This is a genomic window from Rhodanobacteraceae bacterium (genome assembly GCA_016713135.1).
In the GTDB taxonomy this organism is placed as follows: domain Bacteria; phylum Pseudomonadota; class Gammaproteobacteria; order Xanthomonadales; family SZUA-5; genus JADKFD01.
The window spans coordinates 25016-42422 of sequence record JADJPR010000003.1 but is presented as its reverse complement, the minus strand read 5'-3'; the positions used below and the strand labels follow the sequence as shown (position 1 = coordinate 42422).

Genomic DNA, 17407 nt, shown 5'->3' with positions numbered 1-17407 from the left:
GGGAACCGGGACAACTTTGGACGCGTGGATCACTTCGACTCGCCATCGCGCCAGCGGACGATGCGGAACGGCCGCCGTGCGACCATGCTCGCACCCAGGCGCACGGTCGCTTCGAGACTGGAAGTCGCGCCGCCGGGGAGCTTCGCACGGGACCGGATAGTGTACGTAAGCCCCCCTCCCTGCGCCACCACCGGCGTTCCGTCCGGCAGCATCAGGGGCAACTGCGCCTGCCCGCCGGGGCCGGTGGGCGCCTGTTCGCGTTGCTGCACGAAGAGTTGAACCGAGTCCGGCGTCATGCCGGGGATCAGCCGCAGCACCTCCGGCGCGGCGAAGGCCGGATTCGGCTGCGCCCTGCCAGAGTAGATGGTCAGCAGCGGCTCAAGTTCCCGGTACAGTTCGAAGCTCATGCCGAGCACCTGCTGCAATTCCGACACGGTTTCGAACGGCGCGTTGCGCGGCTTGTATGGCAGACCGGCGCCCTTGTACTCACTCGCCTCGGCACCGTTCAGATTGACCAGGTCGTCCGGATCGCGCCAGTCGACCACCGCAGCCGCCAGCGCCTCGGCGGCGTCCTTTTCCGCACCGCCGAGTTCGAACAAGGCGGCCAGCAGCATCGGTTCGGCGACATTGATATCCACCTTGCCAGTCTCGTCGTAGATCTCGACCTCGATCTCTGCGCCCTCGAACTCGATCGGGTAGACGCGCCCGTCGGCGACCCAGCGGGTATCCGGGTTGTTTCCCCGCAGCTCATAGGCGGCGCGGTGCAGGCCAGCCTCGGCCACGTAGCGGGCACGCGTGCTGTCGAGCAGGTTGCGCCCCTGCAGCGCCTCCACCCGCGCGCTCAGGGAGAAGCTGGCGAGCAGCACGGTGATCAGCACCGCAACCCACAACACCAGGACCAGTGCAATGCCTCTCTGTCGCGATCGCATGGCGCTCATCCCGACGGCAGGAAACCGGCATTGAAGCCGCGCGTGGCCCCGCCGTCGACCATCATGACCACCTCCAGCAGCGGCCAGTCGATGCGGCTCTCTTCGCTCATCTCGAGTTCCAGTTGGATCGCCAGCGGCGTCAGCTGCGAATCCTCCCAGCGCTCACGCCAGTCGCCGACCTTGCCCTCGGGATTCAGTCCCTTGAAGCGGAAGCCGCCGTCGCGGACTCCCGCCAGCAGCAGGATCGGCGGCGCGGATTCGTCGATCTCCTTTTCGTCGAAGCCGTTGTGCAGCCAGTAGCGGAACACCAGCGAGCGATAGCGACCATCGCGGATCAGTTCGAGCTCCTGCACATAGGTGCCGCCGTAGCCGAGGTATCCCGGCATCGGTCCGACGAAGCGGATCTTCTCGGCATCGCCCTCGAACATGAACAACTTGCCGTCGCGCGTGTCCTGCTTGTACGCCAGCGGCATCAGCCGCGACACCTGCTGGCGCACGAACTCATGCGTGATCCTGAGCCGGTTGGTGCGATCGATGAAGGCCTGCCCCGTATCCGCCGCCTTCTGCCCGGCGCGCAGACCCTCGTAGACCAGCGTCATCAGCATCGCGACCAGGGCCATGGCGACGAGGAGTTCGATCAGGGTGAAGCCGCGCTGGCGACGAGGAGCAGTGAAAAGTGAAAAGTGAAAAGTGAAAGAGGAGCCGGCGCGCGCCCAGCCGGCTCTACTTTTCACTCTTGACCTTTCACTTTTCACCGCTCCGCTCAAAACTGCCCCTCCTTGAGCTTCGATCTCAGGGTCACGAAATGCTGCTCGCGACGCTGGTTGCGATCGCCCCAGGAGACCACCAGTTCCACCCGGTAAAGCTCGACCGGGAAGCTGTCGGCGGACATGCCGTCCTCGCGCGGGACATCCTGCTTGGTGACGTCCAGCTGCCAGCGGTAGCGCTTGTTGAACTCGCCGGTCTCGCTGCCTTCCTCCAGCTCGTCGATGGTGCCCAGCGCGTCGAGCTTGGACTGCGCCCACAGCGCCGCCTCGCTGACCTCAGCCGAGCGCCGGGTGTTGCGCAACGCCATGCCGAGCGCCTCCAGCACCGCGCCGAAGATCGCGACGAAGACGATGAAGGCGACCAGGACTTCGATCAGGGTGAAGCCGCGGGCGCGCTTGGGGCGCGCCGGGTTGTGGGTTGTGGGTTGTGGGTTGTGGGCAGCAGAAGCGCGCTCGACGCGACACCGCTGCAATCTGGCCGGCTGTTGCCGCCCACAACCCACAACCCACAACCCACAACCACGCCGCGGCGAAGCAACACCGCCGCTTACCGTACCGCGCGCCCCGGTCTGGAATCGCCTCACGGCCTGCGCTCCTTCCGCCCGTCATCCAGTTCGATTTCGCCGGTCAGCCACGAGACATTGACTTTCCACTGGCGGCCGCCGGAGATCAGGGTCACGCGGCCGCCGGTGGAGCCGCCATCGGCGAAGAAGCGGATGCGCCCGACCTTGGCGCTGCTGGCTTCGGAGCGCGCAGTCAGCAGCTTGAGTTCCATCGACTGGGGAAGTTCGACTGTCTGCCGGCCCGGCGCCAGGTAGGTCTTGGCTTCCAGGTCGACCTCGATGAACTTCTCTTCGCGGTGCAGGATTGCCTGGCTGCGGGTGTAGCGCAGCGCCGCGGTCAGGTCGCGCGCCGCGGTGGCCACCTTGACACTGTCCAGCCGCCCGGCGATCGAGGTGCCGAGCAGCCCCGCCATCATCGCGATGATCATCAGGACGACGATCATTTCGAGGAGAGTGAAGCCGCGAGCGGGGCCGCGTAAGGTTGTGGGTTGTGGGTTGTGGGTTGTGGGCAGCAACAGCTGGCCAGATCGCCGTTTGGTCGCTTCGAGCGGGCTCTTTCTGCCCACAACCCCCAACTCACAACCCACAACCCGACCGAGGGGACGCGGCATCGCCGCGTCCCGAGTTCCGAGTCCCGAGTTCCGGTCCCGGCTCACTGGTTGTTATCGATATCCGCCGCCGCGTCCTTGCCGCCCGGCGACTTGTCGGCGCCGAGCGAGATCACGGCGTAGGGCTGGCCGCCCTCGCCCGGCACCTTGATCACATAGACCGTGCCCCACGGATCCTTGATCTGCGATTCGTTGAGGTAGGGGCCGCCCCAGTTGGCGGCGTTCCCAGGACGGGTAACCAGTTCCTCGATCTTGGTCGGCAACGTGCCGGCGTCGAGGTAGAACTGGTCGACCGCCGTGGCCACCTTGCGCACGCCAGCCTGGGCCGCCTTGACGTCGGCCTTGCCCTTGCTGCTGAAGATGTTGGTTGCCAGCATCGTCGCGATGAAGGCGATGATGCCGAGCACCAGCAGCATTTCGATCAAAGAAAAGCCCTTGGATGCCGCGGGGCGAAAGTTCAGGCGCTTGTTCATGTCGTTTCCTCGTCAACCCACCAGTTCGTTCAAACTCAGGATCGCGGTCACCATCGAGATCACGATGACGGCGATGAAACCGGCCAGCAGAATGGTCATCACCGGCACGAAGGCCGCCATCAACCGGTCGATCGTGGTCCGCACTTCGCGGTCGTAGGTGTCGGCCGCGCGCAGCAGCATGTCGTCCAGCTGGCCGGTTTCCTCGCCCACCGCGATCATCTGCAAGGCCATCCGCGGGAAACGCTTGCCGGCCGCCAGCGCGTGCGCCAGGCCGCCGCCGGTCTTCACATCCTTGGTGGCAGTCTCGACCTGCTCGCCGAGCGCCGAGTTCCCGAGCACGTTCCTGGCGATCGACATCGCCGACAGCAGCGGCACGCCGTTCTTCAGCAGGGTACCGGCGGTGCGCGCGAAACGCGCGGTGTCGATCTTGGTCAGCAGATCGCCCACCCACTTCAGGTTCAGCAGCCGGGTGTCCCACACCAGGCGCGTGACCGGATCGCGGAACTGGCGCTGGAAGAAGATCGCGATGCCGGCAGCCACCAGCAGGAAGGCCCACCAGCCATAGCGCACCATGTTGGCGAAGGCGAGCACGATCTGGGTGATCAACGGCAGCTCGCCGCCGAGTTGCTCGAACAGCGGCATGAAGTTCGGGATCACGAACACCAGCAGGAAGATCAGCGCGCCACCCGCCAGCAACAGCAGGATGCAGGGATAGATCAGCGCCGAGACCACGCTCGACTTCAGCTCCTGGTTGCGCTCCAGGTACAGGGCCAGGCGCGACAGCGTGTGATCGAGCGTGCCGCCCAGCTCACCAGCCCGCACCATGTTGACGTACAGCCGCGAGAACACCCCGTGCTGGCGTTCCAGCGCCTCGGACAGCGAGACGCCACCGCGCACTTCGTCGCGGATGCGGTCGACCAGACGCTTCAGGCGGACCGTTTCGGCGAGCTCTGCGAGCACCAGCAGCGAGCGGTCCAGCGGCAACCCGGCGCCGACCAGCGTCGCCAGCTGTTGGGTGAATTGGGCCACGTCCGCCTGCGACACGCCGGTCGAACGGAACAACGCGCCCAGGCCCACGCCCTGCGCCTGATCGGCAGGAATCGCTTCCAGCGGCAAATTGCCCTGCTCATGCAGCTTGGCGACCACCTCGTCGGTGCTCGCGGCCTCCATCTGGCCCTGCAGCACCTCGCCATTGGGGGCGACGGCTTTGAAGCGGAAGGCGGGCATCTAGCGTGCCTCCCGGCGCGAGGCACGCGGTGAAAAGTGAAAAGTAAAAAGTGAAAAGTGGAAAAGCGGCCAAATCGCGAGGCCACACCCGCCCGCTCCCAACCGGCTCTCGTTCGTCGCTTGCAAGTTCACCAGGACGGCCCTTTCACTTTTCACTTTTCACTTTTCACTTTCACTCTGCTTGCCACACCCAATGAGGAAACACCGCCAACTCAGGTCTCCTGACACACCCGCAGCACTTCCTCGATGGTGGTGAGGCCGGTCAGCGCCTTGGCGATGCCGTCCTCGTACATCGTGCGCATGCCTTCCTCGCGGGCGAGGGCCTCGATCTTGCCGTGGTCGGCGTGCTGCATGACCAGGCGGCGGATCGGGTCGGTCATGGTCAGGAATTCCATGATCGTGGTGCGACCGATGTAACCGGTGGCGCTGCGCTCGCTCGGCACCGGGCGATGCAGATAGATCGGGTCGTGGCGGGTGTAGTTGCGCAGCTTGTGCTCGGCGATCACCTCGGGCAGCGCCTGGTAGCGCTGGCTGGACTCGCGGTCGAGGCGGCGCACCAGGCGCTGGGCCAGCACACCGTTGACGGTCGAGCACATCAGGTAGTCGTCGACGCCCATGTCGAGCAAACGGGTCACCGCGCCGGCGGCGTTGTTGGTGTGCAGCGTGGACAGCACCAGGTGGCCGGTCAGCGCGGACTGGATCGCGATCTTCGCGGTTTCCAGGTCGCGCATTTCGCCGATCATGATGATGTCCGGATCCTGGCGCACGATGGAGCGCAGCGCGCCGGCGAAATCGAGCCCGATCTGCGGCTTCACCTGGATCTGGTTGACGCCTTCCAGCTGGTATTCGACCGGGTCTTCGACCGTGATGATCTTCACCTCGGGGGTGTTGATCTTGCTGAGCGCGGTGTACAGCGTGGTGGTCTTGCCCGAGCCGGTGGGGCCGGTGACCAGCATGATGCCGTGCGGCATCTCCAGCACATTCAGGAACTTGGGCAGGAAGTCGTCGGTGAAACCGAGCGCCTTGAAGTCCAGCACCACGCTCTCGCGGTCGAGAATACGCATGACCACGCTTTCGCCGTAGCTGGTCGGCACGGTGGATACGCGCAGGTCCAGTTCCTTGCCCTGCACGCGCAGCATGATGCGGCCGTCCTGCGGCAACCGGCGCTCGGCGATGTTGAGCTTGGCCATGATCTTGATGCGGCTGATCACGGCGGCGGTGGAGCTGGCCGGCGGCGACTCCACTTCCTGGAGCACGCCGTCGATGCGGTAGCGCACCTTCAGGCGGCTCTCGAAGGGCTCGATGTGGATGTCCGAGGCGCGCTGCTCGACCGCGCGCTGCATGATCAGGTTGACCAGGCGGATCACCGGCGCCTCGGAGGCGAGGTCGCGCAGGTGCTCGACATCATCCTCGCCACCGCCCTCGCCACCTTCCAGGTTCTCCACGATGGTGCCCATCGCCGAACGGCCCTGGCCGTAGTAGCGCTCGATCAGATCGTCGATCTCGGTGCGCAGGCCGACCACGCTCTCGGTGGCCTTGCCGGTGGCCAGCGCCACCGCGTCGTGCGCATAGGTGTCCTGCGGATCGGCCACCAGCAGCTTGATGCTGGTCTCGCTCTCGCCGATCGGCACGATGTGGAACTGCTTGAGGAAGCGCACCGAGAGCTGCACGCCGGCTGGCGGCACCTCGGGCGCATCCTTGGCCGACAGCAGCGGCAGGTCCAGCAGCTCGCTCAGCGCCTCGGCGACGTCGCGCTCGGACGCCAGGCCCAGGCGCGTCAGCAGCGAGACCAGGCCGACGTCCTCCTGCTCCTCGTGCACCCGGCGCGCGCGCACCAGGTCGGCTTCCTTGAGCCGGCCCTTGCGCACCAGGAACTGGCAGATGCGTTCGTCCAGTTGCTCCGGATTGGCCGGGAGCACGGGCGCCGCCGGTTCGCCGGCTTCAGTTTCGAGGATGGCATTCACGCGCGCGGGCCCCTGCGGCAACAACGTTGGATGGTCGGCATCTGGACATCAATCCCGGGTTTCAGTTCCCGCCTCGGGCAATTCGCTGCCTTCGGTGGTGACCAGGCCGCGGATGAAGGCCGGGTTGAACAGCACCCAGAGGATCACCGGCACGATCGCCGGAAGGACCAGATAGCCGAACTGATAGCCGAAAGCGACCGCGTCCAGGGACAATCCGGCGTCGGCAATGGCCTGGGTGCCCTCGGCCCCGGCCTGCAGCCCCAGGCTCTTCAATACGTCGAAGACGGTACCGAAGGTCTGCACCCCGAGCAATACGACCAGACCGAGCCCCAGTTGCCACAATCGCTGCCAATGGCTCAGCGGCGTGGCCATGACCAGCCCCACCAGCACCGGAATGCAGTAGCCATAGATCATCGGATTCGCTTCGATCACCACCGCGGGCGTCCCCTGGCTGGTGTCGATCCCGGCAAGCATGGCCGGATCGACCGCCAGCGTGGTGAAGAAGGTCAGCACATGGCGCGTCTGCTCATACCCGTCAAACACCGCAGGCAGCCACCCTTCCAGCGCCCAGTTCGCCAACCCCGCCACCGGCATCACGAACAACTGCGCGAAGTAGAACCAGACGAAAAAGGACAGCGGCAGCCACAGCACCGCGAGGAACAGCAGGGATTTCAGGGGGCCGAACATGGGGGGTGGTGAGTAGTGAGTAGTGAGTAGTGAGTAGCAGCCGGCGTTTGGAGGGCTCGGCGCGGCTGGGGAAGTACAAGCGAATTCTATCTTGGGCTCGCAATTGCGACGGAACAGCGGCTGCGCCGGGTTCTACTCACTACTCACCACTCACTGCCTACCGCTTCACCCCACCCACGCCCGCGCATTGCGGAACATCCGCAGCCAGGGGCTGGCGTCGCCGCCGGCGGGGGCCCAGGAGAGCTGGACGCGGCGGTAGACGCGCTCGGGGTGCGGCATCAGGATCAGCACGCGGCCGTCGGCGGTGGTGAATCCGGTGTATCCGTCCGGCGAGCCGTTCGGGTTGGCGGGGTAAGTGTGCGCCGCGCGACCGTCGCTTTCGATGAACCTGACGGCCGGGCGGGCGCTGGCGGGCATCGCCGCACCGCCCCAGTCGGCGCGACCTTCGCCGTGCGACACCACCAGCGGCAGCCTTGAGCCGGCCATCCCGGCCAGCAGCAGACTCGGCGAATCCAGCACTTCCACCTGGACCAGCCGGGCTTCGTACTGCTCCGAGTGGTTGCGCAGAAAGCGCGGCCAGCCTTCGGCGCCCGGCACCAGGTCGCGCAGGCCGCTCATCATCTGGCAGCCATTGCATACGCCGAGCGCAAAGGTATCCGGGCGCTCGAAAAAGCCGCGGAACTGAGCGGCCAGTTCGGGGTGATGCAGAATGCCCTTGGCCCAGCCCTGGCCGGCGCCGAGTACATCGCCATAGGAGAAACCGCCGCAGGCTGCCAGCCCGTGGAAATCCGCCAGGCGGCGTCGGCCGGATTCCAGGTCGCTGACGTGCACGTCGACCGCCTCGAAGCCGGCGCGGTCGAAGGCCGCAGCCATTTCCAACTGGCCGTTGACGCCCTGCTCGCGCAGGATCGCCACGCGCGGACGCGCGCCGGTGTTGATGTACGGCGCGGCGATGTCTTCGTCGGCGTCGAAGGCGGGCGCGTACACCAGCCCTGGCGCGGCGTAGTCGCGCAACCGCGCGTATTCCTGGTCGGCGCACTCGGGATTGTCGCGCTGCCGCTGGATGCGCCAGGAGGTCTCGCCCCAGGCAGCGATCAGGTCGGCCATGGCGGCGTGCAGGAGGGTGTTGCCCGCGCACCGGACCCGCAGCTCCGGCTCCGCGAGGGCCTGACCGATCCGCTGCACGTGCGCGCCGGCGGCCTGCGCCGATGCAGCGAAGGCAGCCACATCGCCATCCGCCACCTCGACCAGCACGCCGAGTTCCTCGTTGAACAGCGTCGCCAGCGGCGCGGGATCGTTGCCGAGGTCCAGCGCCAACCCGGTGCGCGCGGCGAAGGCCATCTCGAGCGCAGCGACGACCAGGCCGCCGTCGCTGCGGTCGTGCCAGGCGTGGATGCGGCCAGCGCGCTTTCTGCCGCCAGCCATTCGAGGCTGCGGCGGAAGGCCGCGGCGTCGTCGAGATCCGGCGGCACGTCGCCCATCTGGCCGTGTACCTGCGCCAGCACGCTGCCACCCAGGCGCTGATTGCCGCCGCCGAGGTCGACCAGCCAGATCGCGCTGCCGCCGTCGCGATGTTTCAGTTCCGGGGTCAGGGTCTGGCGCACGTCGGCGACGCGGCTGAAGGCGCTGATGATCAGCGAAACCGGCGACACGCTACGGCAGTCGCCGGCCTGCGCGTCGCGCCATTGCGCACGCATCGACAGCGAATCCTTGCCGACCGGGATGCCCAGGCCAAGCGCCGGGCACAGCTCGCGGCCGACGGTCTCGACTGCGGCGTACAGCGCGCCGTCCATCGCCGCATCGCCCACCGCCGCCATCCAGTTGGCCGAGAGCTTGATGTCGTCGATGCGCTCGATTGGCGCGGCGTAGAGATTGGTCAGCGCCTCGCCGACCGCGATGCGCGCGGCGGCGCGCGCATCGAGCAATGCCAGCGGGGTGCGCTCGGCCATGCACATGGCTTCGCCGGCATGGCCCTGGAAATCGGCCAGGCTCACGGCCACGTCGGCCACTGGCGTCTGCCACGGGCCGACCATCGGGTCGCGGTGGCACAGGCCGCCGACGGTGCGGTCGCCGATGGTGATCAGGAACTGCTTGCTGCCGACCGCGGGGAAGCGCAACACGCGCAGCAACGCAGCGTGCGCATCGATGGCACCGAGGGCCAGCGCGGCGCCAGGCTGCGGGCGATGCGCCTGCGCCACGCGCTGCATCTTCGGCGCCTTGCCGAACAGCACGTCCATCGGCAGGTCGATCACGTCGACCGAGCCCAGGCGCACGCGCAGCTGCTCGGCAGCGGTCGCCGTGCCGACCACCGCGTACAGGCAGCGCTCGCGCGCAGCCAGTTCGGCGAAGCGCGGCAGGTCCGCGGCGCGCACGCCCAGCACATAGCGCTCCTGCGCCTCGTTGCACCAGATCTGCATCGGGCTCATGCCCGGATCGTCGTTGAGCACCGCGCCCAAGTCGATCTCGCCACCGACGCCGCTGTCATGCAGCAGCTCCGGGATCGCGTTCGACAGGCCGCCGGCGCCGACATCGTGGATGGACACGACCGGGTTGTCCGCGCCGAGGGCGACGCAGCGGTCGATCACTTCCTGGCAGCGGCGTTCCATCTCGGCGTTGTCGCGCTGCACCGAGGCGAAGTCGCGCGCGGCGCTGCCGATGCCGCTGGCCTGCGACGAAGCGGCGCCGCCGCCGAGGCCGATCAGCATCGCCGGCCCGCCGAGCACGATCACCGCGTCGCCATCCTGCAGCAGGCGCTTCTCGACGTCGCCGGCGCGGATGTTGCCGAGGCCGCCGGCGATCATGATCGGCTTGTCGTAGGCGGCGCCGTGGGTCAGCGCCTCGGGATAGTGCTCGAAAGTGCGGAAGTAGCCGCCGAGGGCCGGGCGGCCGAATTCATTGTTGAACGCGGCGGCGCCGAGCGGGCCCTCGGTCATGATCCGCAGCGGGCTGGCCAGGTGCGCCGGCAGCGGGCGCGCGCTTTCCCAGGGCTGCGGCGCGTCCGGCAGGCGCAGGTGCGAGACGGTGAAACCGGTCAGCCCGGCTTTCGGCTTCGCACCGCGGCCGGTGGCGCCTTCGTCGCGGATCTCGCCGCCGGCACCGGTGGCGGCACCGGCGTAGGGCGCGATGGCGGTCGGGTGGTTGTGCGTTTCCACCTTGATCGCGAGGTGGATCGGCTCGACGCTGGCGCGATAGACGCCGTCCGCGCCGGCGAAAAAGCGCGCGCCGGTGCTGCCTTCGAGCACCGCCGCATTGTCCTTGTAGGCCACCAGCGTGCCGCGCGGCGTCGTCGCGTGGGTGTGCTTGATGTGGCCGAACAGGCTGGAGGCCTGCGGCTGGCCGTCGAGGGTCCAGCTGGCGTTGAACACCTTGTGCCGGCAGTGCTCGGAGTTCGCCTGGGCGAACATCATCAGCTCGGCGTCACTGGCGCTGCGACCGAGTTCGGCATAGCGCGCGGCGAGATACTCGATCTCGTCCTCGCTGAGCGCGAGGCCGAGCCGACCGTTGGCCGCCTGCAGGCTGGCGAGGTCGGTGGCGACGTGCACCAGCGGCGCGGCCGCCGGATGCAGGTATAGCCCGGCGAATTCGGCTGGATCGGAGAGCACGCTCTGGGTCATCGGATCGTGCAGCAGCGCCGCGACCGCCGACGCATCCGCCGGCAGCTCGCTGAAGCTGTAGCGCAGCAGGCGCTCGACCCGCTCGATGGCCAGGCCGCAGCGGTGCAGGATGTCGCTGGCCTTGCTCGACCACGGCGAGCGCGTGCCCAGGCGCGGGGCGACCCAGCGCGCGGGCAGCGATTCGTCCACCGCCGCGACGCTGCCCCACTGCAGCACCTCGGCCAGCAGCGCATCGTCGACGGCGGAATCGGCGCCGTGGACGACGAAGACTTCGGTGACACTGGCGACGCGCGCCGACAGCGGTGCGAGACGCCGGTTCAGGGCATCCAGACGGAAACTGGACAGGGCCACAGCGCCCGGAAGGGTACGGATCGACATCGGCACGCAAGCCACCGCAGTTGAGGCGCGCGGATCATACAGGCCGGCAGCCGGACGGCGCCGGTGCCGGCGCCGGGGTATTCAGGCAGGGAAACCGCAGGCGCTGGCCGACGGCTCCCCGCATGCCACTCACTTGGCGGCGGCGTCCTTCGCAACCGCTGCCTCGGCGGCGATCAGGCGCTGCTCCAGTTGGTCCGGCGTGACGTAGCCCGGGGCCACGCTGCCGTCCGGGAAGACCAGCGTCGGCGTGCCGGTGACGCCCACCTGCTGGCCGAGGTTGTACTGCGCCTCGATCGGGTTGACGCAGGTCGCGTTGCCCGGATCCTCACCCGCCTTGGCCTTGGTCAATGCATCCTGCTGGTCCTTGGCGCACCAGGAGGCAACTGCCTTGCGGAAGGACTCGGAGCCGACGCCCGCGCGCGGGAACAGCATGTACTCGATCTGGATGCCGCGGTCGTTGTATTCGGCCATGTGCTTGTGCAGCTCACGGCAGTAACCACAATCGATGTCGGTGAACACCGTGACCGTGTGCTTGACCTCGCCCTTGGGCTTGAACACGATGCGCTGACTGCTCGGCGCGGCCGCCAGCAGGGTGCGTCGCAATTCAGAACGGCGCTTCTCGGTCAGGTCCAGCTTGTTCGGAATGTCCAGCAGCATGCCCTGCATCAGGTACTTGCCGTCGCCCGAGACGTAAACCACCTGGCCAGGAACGGTGACTTCGTAAACACCCTTGAGTGGAGAAGGGCGCACGTCGTCGATACGGATCTCCGGATTCAGCGTCTTCAGCGACTCCCGAATCAGGTCTTCCGGCTTGTCCTGAGCCGCCAGGCCCGCGCTCAACACCAGGCCGAAGCCGGCCACCCAGAAACCATTGCGCATTGCTCTCTCCTCAGATGATGAATGACCGCGGGCACGGCCGAATGCCCACAGACTGCGCTTCGCGCGCAAAGTTCCGCAGAAATTCGACCCCGGATGCCTGACTCAGGAAGCCGCGGCGCCAGGCTCCAGCACCTGGATCAGCACCGCAGCGAAGTGGCAGACGCTGCCGGCGATCACGAAGGCATGCCAGATTGCGTGCGCATACGGCAGGCGTCGACTCATGTAGAAAATGGTGCCGGCGGTGTAGGCCACGCCGCCCGCCATCAGCCAGTTGAACGCCGCGCCTGGCAGCGCCTGCATCACCGGCTCGGCGGCGATCAGGATCAGCCAGCCCATCGCCAGGTAGATCCCGGTCGACAGCCATTTGAAGCGCCCGGTGAAGTACAGTTTGAACACGATGCCGGCGATCGCCAGGCCCCAGATCAGTCCGAACAGGGTCCAGCCCCAGCTGCCGCGCAGGCTGGTCAGCGTGAACGGGGTGTAGGTGCCGGCAATCAGCACATAAATCATGCAGTGGTCGAAGACCTTCATCTTCGCCTTGGTCGGCGCATGGCTGACCGCGTGGTACAGGGTGGAGGCCACGTACAGCAGCAGCAGCGAGCTGCCGTAGACCGCCGAACCGACGATCGCCCAGGCATCGCCGTAGATCGACGCCAGCGTGATCAGCACCGCCGCCGCCGCCAGCGCCACCACCGCACCGACACCGTGGGTCAAGGCGCTCAGCCATTCCTCGAGGCGCTCGCGGGCGTGGTGGGGGTGGAGGGTTTCGGCGGTCATTTGTGTCCTGTGGTGGCTGGTGGCTGGACGTTGGCTTGCCGGTGGAGAAGCGGGGCAGGGGTCAGGGGGCAAGGGGCGCGGCTCGGCTGCATTGATCCAGTTCAGCGAAGACCGTCATCCCAAAGCCTCGACGAAGCATGCGGGTGGCGCCAAACAGGTCCCCTGCCCCCTGACCCCCGCCCCGCATTTCCCGCATCCCACGTCGCAACGCCGACACCCTCGCCGCTTGGACACAAGCGTGCCCCACCACCCGCCGACCGGTCAATCGCGGCGGTCACCTGCGGTTGCCAGCGGCAACGCGTTGACGGAGGAAGAAAGGGGGGGCGGGGGGGGGGCAGGGCGGGGGCGGGGGGGAGGGGCGGGGGGCGAGAACGCCGGGAAGTCCATCCCCCACGCCCCCCGCCGCGGGGCCCGCGCGGCCGGCCGGCCCCCCCCCCCCCCCCCCCCCCCCCCCCTTCCCCCCACCCCCCCGCCAAAAAACGGACACCCCGCCCCCCCCCCCGTAGACGATCCAGCCGTTCAGCCCCGCGAGTCGCGGCTCGGGCCGCTGGTCGCTAGAATCCGCTGCCCGTACATGGACGACCCGATGGCATGGAACGCATCGAAGGTGATTTCTCCGCGCCAAGCGGGCGCATCGCGCTGCTGGCTTCGCGCTTCAATGAACTGGTCGTCGCGCGCCTGATCGATGGCGCCCGCGATGCGCTGCTGCGCCACGGCGTGGCCGACGAGCAACTGACCCTGGTGCGCGTGCCCGGCGCCTTCGAGCTGCCGCTGACCGCCGACAAGCTGGCAGCGAGCGGGCGCTTCGAGGCGATCGTCGCGCTCGGCTGCGTGATCCGCGGCGACACCGCGCATTTCGACTATGTCGCCGGCGGCGCCGCCAACGGTTTGATGCAGGTCTCGCTGGACCACGGCCTGCCGGTCGGCTTCGGCGTGCTGACCGTCGACACCCTGGAGCAGGCGCTGGACCGCGCCGGGGCCAAGGCCGGCAACAAGGGCGCCGACGCCGCGCTCGCGGTGATCGAGCAACTCAACCTGGTGCGCCAACTGGAGACCGCGGCATGAAGCCTACCCGTCCCTTCCCCGAGCGCGCCCGTGCGCGGCGCCGTGCGCTGCAGGCGCTGTACCAGTGGCAGATCGGCGGCGGCCCGATGCGCCGCATCATCGAGCAGTTCAACGAGGAACAGGACATGGCGATCGCCGATGGCGCCTATTTCTCCGACGTGCTGCTCGGCGTCGAGCAGAACCTGGAACAGATCGACGCCGCCATCGCCCCCTGCGCCGACCGCCGCATCGACGAGATCGACGCGATCGAACGCGCCACGCTGCGCATCGCCACCTGGGAGCTGCAGCACCGGCTGGACATCCCCTACCGGGTGGTGATCAACGAGGCGATCGATTTGGCCAAGGACTTCGGCGCCGAGGGCGGCCACGGCTATGTGAATGCGGTGCTCGACCGCGTGGCGCGCAACACGCGCCAGGCCGAATCCGCGGCGCACTGAGCGCCCGGATGGCGGGCGAGTTCGCCTTCATCGAGGCCCTGCGCGCGCGCGTGCGCGGCGGCGCGGACGTGTCGCTCGGCATTGGCGACGATGGCGCGGTGCTCGCGCCGCCCGCTGGCGAGGAACTGGTGGTCTGCTGCGACACCATGGTCGCCGGCGTGCATTTCCCGCTGGACACGCCGCCGGCGGATGTCGGCTACAAGCTCGCTGCGGTCAATCTGTCGGACCTCGCCGCGATGGGCGCCACGCCGCGCTGGTGCACGCTCGCGCTGACGCTGCCGAGCCTGGATCCGGGTTATGTGGAGCCGCTGCTGACCGGCCTGCTCGCCCTGGCCGATGCGCACGGCATGGCGCTGGTGGGCGGCGACACCACACGCGGCCCGCTGACCCTGACGCTGAATGCCTTCGGCAGCCTGCCGGCCGGGTCCGCGCTGCGCCGCGACGGCGCGCGCGCGGGGGATGCGGTGTACGTCAGCGGCACGCTTGGCGATGCCGCCGCGGCGCTGGCGCTGCGCGGCCAGCGGATCGACCCGAACGACGGCGAGGGCAAGCTGGCGCGCACCCGGCTGCAGCAGCGGTTGGCGCGGCCGACGCCGCGCGTGGCGCTGGGCCAGGCGCTGCGCGGCCTCGCGCATGCGTGCATCGACGTCTCCGATGGCCTTGCCGCGGACCTCGGCCACATCTGCCGCCAGAGCGGACTGGCCGCGGTGATCGAGGCCGATGCCCTGCCCGCCTCGCGCGCCTTGCTGCCGCTGGTGACCGACGCCGCCCGGCGCCTGCGCCTGCAACTCGGCGGCGACGACTACGAGCTGTGCTTCACCCTGCCGTCCGAACGCGAGCCGGCGCTGGCCGCGGTCGCTGCCGCGGCGCACACCACGCTGACGCGCATCGGCACTCTCGGGCCGGGTGAAGGCGTGCACTTGATCGATGCCGAGGGCCGTGTCGTGGCGCCACCTTCAGCCGGCTGGGACCACTTCGGATGAGCCGCGATGTTGTCCGTGAAGCGCGCATCCTGCTGCGCCACCCGCTCGGGCTGATCGCCTGCGGCGGAGGCAGCGGGCTGTCGCCGTGGGCCTCGGGCACCACCGGTTCGGCGGTCGCCGCACTGCTGTACTGGCTGAGCGGCGCGCTTGCATGGCCGCTGTGGGCCAATCTCCTGCTGGCCGGGGCGATGTTCGCGATCGGCGTGCCTGCCGCCTCCTGGGCCTGCCGGGCGCTCGCCACCGACGACGCCGCGCCGATCGTGATCGACGAGTGGGTCGGCCAGTGGCTGACCTACGCCATCGGCGCACTCGCCTGGCCGTGGTCCGCGCATGGGCTCGCCCTCCCCGGATTCTTCATCGCCGGTTTCCTGCTGTTCCGCATCGCCGACATCACGAAGCCCTGGCCGGCGTCGCACCGCGACCGCGAGCTTGGCGGCGGACTCGGCGCGATGGCCGATGATGCCGTGGCTGGACTGTATTCGGCCGCGGCAATGGTCTTGCTCGGACTGGGGTTGTCCTTCCTGAACCCGGCGTAGCCCGCGCGGACGGCGGCGCAACCTGTGGTTCCAGTTGCTGCAGAACCTCATCGAATACGCGAACGATCACGGTCGCAGCGAAGTCGAGGTCGGCCTTGCCGGCGGCGGCCGGCGCATGATCGCGCGGGACAGCGGCGACTCGCCCGCGCCCACGGCGAGTGCGATCGTGCCCCGCCCCAGCTTCGCGAGGATCGGCCGCAGGTCCGGGAAGCCGGTGAGTGCGAGATACCGCGCGTGACGGTCGACCAGCCCGCCACCGGGCGCCAGCCGCTCCAGCTCGGCGATGAAGTCGCGCGGCGACCAGTGGCGTTCGGACGGCAGGTGCGCGGCGGCGAACCGCGCCAGCGCCAGGTCCAGGCTGCTCCCGGCCGTGCGCAGCGCGAGGTCCGATTCCAGCCAGAATGCGGCGCCGCTCCAGTAGATGCGCATGGTCGCGCCACGCCGGCCAAGTTCACCCAGCGCCGGGCCGCCCCCAGCCGAGCGGCCGCGGGCGAAACCTTCGTCCAGCCGCTGCCAGGCCTGCGCCGGCGTCAGCGCCCCGGTGCGGGCGCGCCAGACGTTCTGGTGGTAGCTGGCGAGGCCCTCGGCCAGCCAGCGCCCGCGCTCGCCGAGGTAGGGGTGCTGCAGATGCGCCAGTTCATGCGTCGCGGTCCAGTCGGCATCCAGGCGTGCGCGGCCGGCATCGGCACCGACCACCAGCATCACGCCGGCGGCGCCGCCGCGCGACACCTGGCCCCACGGCACCGGCTCGCGCACGCCGGGCAGTGGCACGATCAGCACCTGGGTCTGCGGCAAGGGGAGCTGTCCGCCGCCCGCCAGCAAGGCCGGGGCAACAGCGGCAAACCAGTCGCGGATCTCCTGCTGCGCGGCCTGCGGCACCCGCGGCAGCAGTGCCACGTGCAACTCGCCACCGGGCAGCGCCAGGGTCTGTACACGGAAGCGGCCGAAGGCGGTCTGCGCCGGCCAGTCGTCCGGGGTGCCGCCGATACGCCGGCGCCCGCTGCCATCGGCCAGCTCGGGCCACGGCACCGAGGCCGCCCAGCCGGGCGGCAGGCGGAACTCGATGGTGCTGTCCGGATGCATCCGGCGCGGCCGCCACAGCCAGCGCTCCGGCGGGATGCGCCACCACTCGCCGGCCTGGCCGCCGAGTCCGAAGCGATCCATGCGGGCCGCTGATGCCAGGTCCACCTCCGCGGTGTAGCACTCGCCGGGCTGCCAGTCGCGCAGCAGGGCTCCGCTGCGGCCGTCAGTGTCGATCGCCCGCCCGCCGCGGCGCAGCGCGTGCAGGTGCGGCGCTGCTCCCTCACCGGCGCGCAGCCAGACCTCCGCACTCGCTTGCGCGCTGCATCCCTGCACCGTCAGCAGCGGTGAATCCGCACCCAGGCTGACATTGAGCGCCCAGCGTACAGGCTCCGCGGCCTGCACCGCGGATGCGCTCAGCCACAGGGCGGCGACCCATGCGGGGATCTTCGGGAACGCTTGCGTGCTCATCGACCGCCTGCCTGGCACCGGTGGCGCAT

Annotated in this window: 15 protein-coding genes and 1 pseudogene; 4 read left to right on the top strand and 12 right to left on the bottom strand. The window is 68.8% G+C overall.

What is annotated here, in order from left to right:
- Positions 1-29: 29 nt before the first annotated feature.
- The 11 genes and pseudogenes from IPK27_04450 to IPK27_04400 form a co-directional block, all read right to left on the bottom strand.
- On the bottom strand, positions 30-929 hold the full coding sequence (locus IPK27_04450) for a general secretion pathway protein GspK (protein ID MBK8066888.1): 900 nt from the start codon (positions 927-929) through the stop codon (positions 30-32).
- A gap of 5 nt (positions 930-934) precedes the next feature.
- Positions 935-1663, bottom strand: a complete 729-nt coding sequence (locus IPK27_04445) for a prepilin-type N-terminal cleavage/methylation domain-containing protein (protein ID MBK8066887.1) — start codon at positions 1661-1663, stop codon at positions 935-937.
- A gap of 29 nt (positions 1664-1692) precedes the next feature.
- Complete coding sequence (locus IPK27_04440; protein MBK8066886.1) at positions 1693-2169, bottom strand: prepilin-type N-terminal cleavage/methylation domain-containing protein; 477 nt, start codon at positions 2167-2169, stop codon at positions 1693-1695.
- 107 nt (positions 2170-2276) lie between these two features.
- Positions 2277-2702 (bottom strand): GspH/FimT family pseudopilin, encoded by a 426-nt coding sequence (locus IPK27_04435; GenBank protein ID MBK8066885.1) that lies wholly within the window; start codon positions 2700-2702, stop codon positions 2277-2279.
- A 209-nt stretch (positions 2703-2911) separates the two neighbouring features.
- Positions 2912-3340, bottom strand: coding sequence for a type II secretion system major pseudopilin GspG (gspG, locus tag IPK27_04430; protein MBK8066884.1), 429 nt, complete (start codon positions 3338-3340; stop codon positions 2912-2914).
- Positions 3341-3352: 12 nt separating this feature from the next.
- Positions 3353-4567, bottom strand: a complete 1215-nt coding sequence (locus tag IPK27_04425; GenBank protein ID MBK8066883.1) for a type II secretion system F family protein — start codon at positions 4565-4567, stop codon at positions 3353-3355.
- Between the two features lie 212 nt (positions 4568-4779).
- Positions 4780-6486, bottom strand: coding sequence for a type II secretion system ATPase GspE (gene gspE, locus IPK27_04420; protein ID MBK8066882.1), 1707 nt, complete (start codon positions 6484-6486; stop codon positions 4780-4782).
- A 93-nt stretch (positions 6487-6579) separates the two neighbouring features.
- Positions 6580-7218 (bottom strand): hypothetical protein, encoded by a 639-nt coding sequence (locus tag IPK27_04415; protein MBK8066881.1) that lies wholly within the window; start codon positions 7216-7218, stop codon positions 6580-6582.
- A 165-nt stretch (positions 7219-7383) separates the two neighbouring features.
- Positions 7384-11210: pseudogene (gene purL, locus IPK27_04410) on the bottom strand (phosphoribosylformylglycinamidine synthase).
- Between the two features lie 129 nt (positions 11211-11339).
- Positions 11340-12089: a DsbC family protein gene (locus IPK27_04405; GenBank protein MBK8066880.1), complete on the bottom strand. Its 750-nt coding sequence runs from the start codon at positions 12087-12089 to the stop codon at positions 11340-11342.
- Between the two features lie 102 nt (positions 12090-12191).
- Entirely contained in the window at positions 12192-12866 is a 675-nt protein-coding gene (locus tag IPK27_04400; GenBank protein MBK8066879.1) for a hemolysin III family protein, read from the bottom strand.
- 591 nt (positions 12867-13457) lie between these two features.
- Here IPK27_04400 and ribE point away from each other — a divergent pair.
- The 4 genes from ribE to IPK27_04380 are packed head-to-tail and all read left to right on the top strand — an operon-like array spanning position 13458 to position 15887.
- Complete coding sequence (gene ribE, locus IPK27_04395; GenBank protein ID MBK8066878.1) at positions 13458-13931, top strand: 6,7-dimethyl-8-ribityllumazine synthase; 474 nt, start codon at positions 13458-13460, stop codon at positions 13929-13931.
- Positions 13928-14368: a transcription antitermination factor NusB gene (gene nusB, locus IPK27_04390; GenBank protein MBK8066877.1), complete on the top strand. Its 441-nt coding sequence runs from the start codon at positions 13928-13930 to the stop codon at positions 14366-14368. The genes ribE and nusB overlap by 4 nt, the downstream gene beginning before the upstream one ends.
- Before the next feature lie 8 nt (positions 14369-14376).
- Positions 14377-15351, top strand: coding sequence for a thiamine-phosphate kinase (thiL, locus tag IPK27_04385; GenBank protein ID MBK8066876.1), 975 nt, complete (start codon positions 14377-14379; stop codon positions 15349-15351).
- Entirely contained in the window at positions 15348-15887 is a 540-nt protein-coding gene (locus IPK27_04380; GenBank protein MBK8066875.1) for a phosphatidylglycerophosphatase A, read from the top strand. The genes thiL and IPK27_04380 overlap by 4 nt, the downstream gene beginning before the upstream one ends.
- A 66-nt stretch (positions 15888-15953) precedes the next feature.
- Here the strand turns inward: IPK27_04380 and IPK27_04375 are convergent, their stop codons facing one another.
- Positions 15954-17378 (bottom strand): hypothetical protein, encoded by a 1425-nt coding sequence (locus tag IPK27_04375; protein ID MBK8066874.1) that lies wholly within the window; start codon positions 17376-17378, stop codon positions 15954-15956.
- Positions 17379-17407: the final 29 nt, after the last annotated feature.

Excerpts from the sequence above, each read along its gene's own strand:
- IPK27_04415 (MBK8066881.1), bottom strand. The coding sequence starts at position 7,218 with ATGTTCGGCCCCCTGAAATCCCTGCTGTTCCTCGCGGTGCTGTGGCTG.
- IPK27_04425 (MBK8066883.1), bottom strand. The coding sequence starts at position 4,567 with ATGCCCGCCTTCCGCTTCAAAGCCGTCGCCCCCAATGGCGAGGTGCTG.
- nusB (MBK8066877.1), top strand. The coding sequence starts at position 13,928 with ATGAAGCCTACCCGTCCCTTCCCCGAGCGCGCCCGTGCGCGGCGCCGT.
- thiL (MBK8066876.1), top strand. The coding sequence starts at position 14,377 with ATGGCGGGCGAGTTCGCCTTCATCGAGGCCCTGCGCGCGCGCGTGCGC.
- IPK27_04435 (MBK8066885.1), bottom strand. The coding sequence starts at position 2,702 with ATGATCGTCGTCCTGATGATCATCGCGATGATGGCGGGGCTGCTCGGC.
- IPK27_04450 (MBK8066888.1), bottom strand. The coding sequence starts at position 929 with ATGCGATCGCGACAGAGAGGCATTGCACTGGTCCTGGTGTTGTGGGTT.
- IPK27_04375 (MBK8066874.1), bottom strand. The coding sequence starts at position 17,378 with ATGAGCACGCAAGCGTTCCCGAAGATCCCCGCATGGGTCGCCGCCCTG.
- IPK27_04400 (MBK8066879.1), bottom strand. The coding sequence starts at position 12,866 with ATGACCGCCGAAACCCTCCACCCCCACCACGCCCGCGAGCGCCTCGAG.
- ribE (MBK8066878.1), top strand. The coding sequence starts at position 13,458 with ATGGAACGCATCGAAGGTGATTTCTCCGCGCCAAGCGGGCGCATCGCG.
- IPK27_04380 (MBK8066875.1), top strand. The coding sequence starts at position 15,348 with ATGAGCCGCGATGTTGTCCGTGAAGCGCGCATCCTGCTGCGCCACCCG.
- gspG (MBK8066884.1), bottom strand. The coding sequence starts at position 3,340 with ATGAACAAGCGCCTGAACTTTCGCCCCGCGGCATCCAAGGGCTTTTCT.
- IPK27_04405 (MBK8066880.1), bottom strand. The coding sequence starts at position 12,089 with ATGCGCAATGGTTTCTGGGTGGCCGGCTTCGGCCTGGTGTTGAGCGCG.